Source organism: Mesorhizobium sp. M5C.F.Ca.IN.020.32.2.1 (assembly GCF_004023105.1).
GTDB lineage: Bacteria > Pseudomonadota > Alphaproteobacteria > Rhizobiales > Rhizobiaceae > Mesorhizobium > Mesorhizobium wenxiniae.
Genome location: NZ_RZSX01000508.1, coordinates 1 through 4,668, shown reverse-complemented (window position 1 = coordinate 4,668; position 4,668 = coordinate 1). Strand labels below are relative to the sequence as shown.

Genomic DNA, 4,668 nt, shown 5'->3' with positions numbered 1-4,668 from the left:
TTTCAGGTCCGCTACGTGCTTGCTGCCGCGAAGATGCTGAATTTCACCAAGGCAGCCACCGATTGCAATGTGTCTCAGCCGGCGCTCACCAAAGCGGTTAAGACGCTCGAGGATGAGCTTGGCGCGCCCTTGTTCCACCGCGAGGGAAAGCGCGTCCTCCTGAGTGAGTTCGGGCGCTCCATTCTGCCGCATCTTCAGCAGATCATGCAGGAGGCCCACGCAACCAGGACGCTTGCCGACAATTTCAGGCTGCTCAACCAGGTGCCGATCCGCCTCGGCGTCATGTCGACCATCGGCCATGTTAAGCTCGCCCGGTTCCTGGCAAAGTTCCAGCGCGACTATCATGGCGTCGAGCTTGAAGTCAGCGAGGCGAGCGTTCAGGAACTGAAAAACAGGCTTGAGCAAGGCGATCTCGATCTGGCCGTCCTCAATCCGCTGGAGGGACTGGGAGCGGCTTTCCGCGTCCATGATCTCTACAGTGAGCGCTACGTCGTCGTATTCGCGCCGGATCACCGGCTTGCGAGCCTCAATGCAATCAAGTTGGTCGATCTCTCTCAAGAACCCTATGTCGACCGTCTGTCCTGCGAAATGCGGGACCTGGTGATGGGTGTGTGCCGGGAAAGAAACGTCTGCCTTTATGCCCGCTTTCGTTCCGAGCGCGAGGATTGGATCCAATCAATGGTGCTGGCGCGGATCGGCTTCGCCTTCATGCCTGAATATTCGGTGACATCGCCTGAACTTCTGCAGCGTCCGCTGATCGAACCCGCGGTGGCACGCACCGTGTCCCTGGCTAGCGTTCCGGGCCGGCCCTATAGCCCGGCGACGGCGGCATTGGTCCGAGCTGCCCAGAGCTTCGATTGGCCAGGCTAGGCGTTTGTTGCTGAAGCTGATTTTAGATGCGTTCTGCCTCCCTGGTGGTCCTCGGACCGGTACCGACCCTATCCAGGACTACCGACACTCAATCGCTGCGCATTTGGGCGATGTGGCTGCATGAGACGCGCAAACTCGGTGAGATGGACATGGCTATGCTCACGATGGAAGGGATGCCTCCAAGCTCGGCCTCGAGTTTCTGGATAGCGCGGGTCAGCGCCGGCTGGGTCACGCAGCAGCGACGCTACCCGGAAGTAGCGGATTTCGTGTATCTCCATGGATCGCCCTTTCCCGATGACAGCCTTGCATCGGCGCGATGAAATATTGGCATTTCCTTTTCTCCGAAACGACTGCAACTTTCTTGCTTCGTTGGAATCGCGCTCGCCGAAGGAGCGCGGGAGAAGGCTCACAATGGCCGGATGGAGATTTGAGGGAGGACAATCATGACCTTGCCCAGTTACGCAATGAACCAGGCAAGTTTCCCGCAGATGTACGAGCGGTGGCTGGTCGGCCCTCTCTTCCGTCCATGGGCCGAGATGGCTCTTGACGAGCTGGAATTGTCTTCGGGCGATCGCCTACTTGATATCGCCTGTGGAACAGGAATAGTGGCGCGCGTTGCAAGAGAGCGGCTCGGTGAAGCCGGATATATCGTCGGCGTCGACATCAGCCCGGACATGCTTGCCGTGGCGCGGGCTGTAGAATCAGCCATTGACTGGCGCCAGGGCAATGCCGGCGAGCTGCCTCTGCGTAACGGTGAGACGTTCGACGTGGTCGTCTGCCAGCAAGGGCTGCAGTTCTTTCCTGACAGACCCGCGGCGGCGGCGCAGATGCGTCGCGCGCTGGCGAAGGGTGGCAGGCTGGCGATCGCCATGTGGCGCCCGGACGACGAAATCCCGTTCTTTCGCGAACTGCGCCGCGTCGCGGAGCGCCATCTGGGCGCCATCGCCGATCAACGGTACAGCTTCGGGGAAGCGGCTCCACTTGAGGCGCTGCTGCGAGACGCCGGCTTCCACAAGGTCCGATCAAGGATTATTTCGCGCACCATGCACTTCGGGGAAGGCGCACCTTTCCTGCATTTGAATACGATGGCACTGGTCGGAATGAGTTCTTTAGCCAAGGAAATGGGCGATCAGGAACGCAAGCGCGTCGTGGAGGAGATCGTGAGCGAGAGTGCGCCCGTGCTGCAACCGTATGGCAATGGATCGGGATTAGCCTTCGAGCTCAGCGCCAATCTGGCGACGGCCAAAGGCTAAAAAGATCTCTCTTCACAAGCAACGCATCGCCTACGCAACGCTCGATAAAATCATCTTATTGTACATTACGAACTGTCCTCGCCGCATTGCGGCCATTGTACCGCCACGATCCATGACTAGCTAGAGCAAGCACTGACCGTTCTTCTTGTCTTTTTCGACGTTGACGGCTCAACGTTGGAAATAGATCTGCCCCAAAGTATCTGGGCGGCTAGACAAGGAACGGAGGGGGACCTGGCGTCACTCCAAAGAACACGTGAATTCTTTGCTTGCGCAGACGTCATCCTTTCGGGCGGACGGCCTTTGTCGAAAAGGATCGCGGGGATTGGCTTGGCGGCGACAGTGGCGGCCATGCCATGGCCGGTCTATTCGGGAGTCTTGGTCAACGGAGTGACCGAAGCCGCGGTTGCCACTGCTGTTCCGTCCTCCGCTCTGAGTTTCCCCTCGGCCGCGCCCGAGTTCGACATCATCGATCCGGGCACCACGTCGACCTCCCGACGCAAGGGAGAAGGCACACTGGCCGGCGCATTGAAGGGTACCGTGGCCATCCTTTCCGAAGGCGCGGAACAGATCGTCATCGGCATGTCGGTGCACGAGTTCGGCGAATACAAGGTGTCGCAGTACATTGCCAGCGAGATTCTGCGTGCCGCCAAGGACACCCAATTTCCTGCCGACACCCTTTTCGCGATCGCCGAGAAGGAATCCTCCTTCGACCTCAACAATCGCCCGCCTAAAGGGTCGGCACTTGGTCTTATGCAGTTCCTCGACCAGACATGGCTCGAGGCGGTGAAGAAGTACGGTGCAGAGTTCGGTCTGGGCCACGAAGCGGAACTGATCCGGATCCGCTTAGAGGGCAAGCGCGAACACCATTTCGTCGACGACAAGGCCGATGAACAGCGCATTCTTGAATTCAGGCGCGATCCCTATCTGTCGGCAGCACTTGCGGCCAAGAACCTTCTCGCGGCCAAGGAACGCATCGAAGCCCGTCTCGAGAAGGCCATGGACGAAAGGGATCTTTACCTCCCCCATTTCCTTGGCACCAACGGCGCAGCACAGCTCCTGTCAAACGCCGACGAGACGCCCAATGCCACGGCCAGCAAAATCTTTCCCAAGGCGGCGCGCTTCAATACCGCGATGTTCAGGGCCGAGGGAAAACAGCTCACCGTCGGCCAGTTCCACCAGCGCCTGCGCTCCTTCTTAGAAGCTCGCATCGGCAAATACAGCGATGTCGAAAGCCGCGTGAAAGAGGCTGACCTGTCCTGGACGGCCGGTATCGAGAATCTCGTCTACGATTTGGGCAAACGGCTGGCGTCGGCAATGCAGCGGTAGCCAGCCAGGTATCGGGTTTTCACCACTAGGCGTGACCGGCCGCCAGGCTGAGATGCGCGAGGTCGATACCGATCGAGGCGAGAATCCGGTCGTATTTGCGCTCGATGTCGGTATCGAACAGAAGCTCCGCATTTGCCGGGCAGGTCAGCCAACCGTTCTCGGCGATTTCGCTTTCCAGCTGACCGGCGCCCCAGCCCGAATAGCCGAGCGCCATCAGCGCGTGCCGGGGCCCGCGGCCCGACGAAATGGCGCGCAATATGTCGACGGTCGCGGTCAGGCAAATGTCGTCGGAGACGGCGAGCGACGATTCCACTCGGTAGTCGCCCGAATGCAGGACGAAGCCGCGGCTGCGGTCCACCGGTCCGCCGTTGCGCACGACGAAGTCGCGGGCCTGCGCGGGCAAGCGGATCGCCTCCTGTTCGTTCATGATGCCGAGCTGCACGAGCAGATCCGGAAACAGCATCTGCTGCGTCTGATTGATGACCAGGCCCATCGCGCCCTCGTCGCTGTGCGCACAAATGTAGATGACGGAGCGCGTAAAGCGGTCGTCCTTCATGCCGGGCATGGCAATCAGGAACTGGTCGTCGAGAAAGCCGCGTCCCGCAGCCATCTTCTTGTGGCGCAACAAGTCCATGAGAGGAGCGTAACGCGTTTCTGGAGCGCCGAAAAGATGCGCCGCGCGCGATTTGGTCGCGGATGTGGATCTAAGGTCAGGCAAAGCTGTGCCCGAGGTCACGCAAGAGCTGTGCCCGAGGTCACGCAAAAGCTGTGCCCGAGGTCACGCAAATATGATAACAGCGACGCCATGAAGTCATTGCGCAGCCATGAACGGACGCTCAAATCAGCGCCATGCAAAGTTTGAAAGTCCTGCTGCTCAGCGCCGCTGTTGGATGTGGAACCGGCCTCCCTGCCGCAGCCTCCTCGTCGACCTGGTACAATAGCGAAGGCGGCAGAGTGCGGCTTGTGACCAGCGGCAAGCCCGACGAAGCCGGGCGCATCCATGGCGTCCTCGATATTGCGCTCAAGCCTGGCTGGAAAACCTACTGGCGCGATCCGGGCGACGCGGGCGTGCCGCCGCAAATCGATATCTCGGCCAGCACCAACATTGCCAACGCGACGTTTTCGTTTCCGCCGCCCCAGCGCCACGACGACGGCTACGGCAAATGGGCCGGCTACGACCATCCGGTTTCGCTGCCGGTGACATTCACGGTGTCGGCGC

Annotated in this window: 5 protein-coding genes; 4 read left to right on the top strand and 1 reads right to left on the bottom strand. The window is 60.2% G+C overall.

The genetic code is table 11. The features are described 5' to 3' along the window. The 3 genes from EOA86_RS22965 to EOA86_RS22950 form a co-directional block, all read left to right on the top strand. A partial coding sequence (locus EOA86_RS22965; RefSeq protein ID WP_164891917.1) for a LysR family transcriptional regulator occupies positions 1-870 on the top strand: 870 nt, incomplete at its 5' end. Positions 871-1,313: 443 nt separating this feature from the next. Beyond that, entirely contained in the window at positions 1,314-2,123 is an 810-nt protein-coding gene (locus EOA86_RS22955) for a methyltransferase domain-containing protein (RefSeq protein WP_128343733.1), read from the top strand. A 327-nt stretch (positions 2,124-2,450) separates the two neighbouring features. Continuing rightward, complete coding sequence (locus tag EOA86_RS22950; protein WP_128343731.1) at positions 2,451-3,449, top strand: transglycosylase SLT domain-containing protein; 999 nt, start codon at positions 2,451-2,453, stop codon at positions 3,447-3,449. A 25-nt stretch (positions 3,450-3,474) separates the two neighbouring features. Here EOA86_RS22950 and EOA86_RS22945 read toward each other — a convergent pair whose 3' ends face one another. Continuing rightward, positions 3,475-4,083, bottom strand: a complete 609-nt coding sequence (locus tag EOA86_RS22945) for a YqgE/AlgH family protein (protein WP_023799312.1) — start codon at positions 4,081-4,083, stop codon at positions 3,475-3,477. Between the two features lie 215 nt (positions 4,084-4,298). Between EOA86_RS22945 and EOA86_RS22940 the strand changes: the two genes are divergently transcribed. Next, positions 4,299-4,668: protein-disulfide reductase DsbD domain-containing protein (locus EOA86_RS22940; protein ID WP_281035684.1), on the top strand; the 370-nt coding region annotated here is incomplete at its 3' end.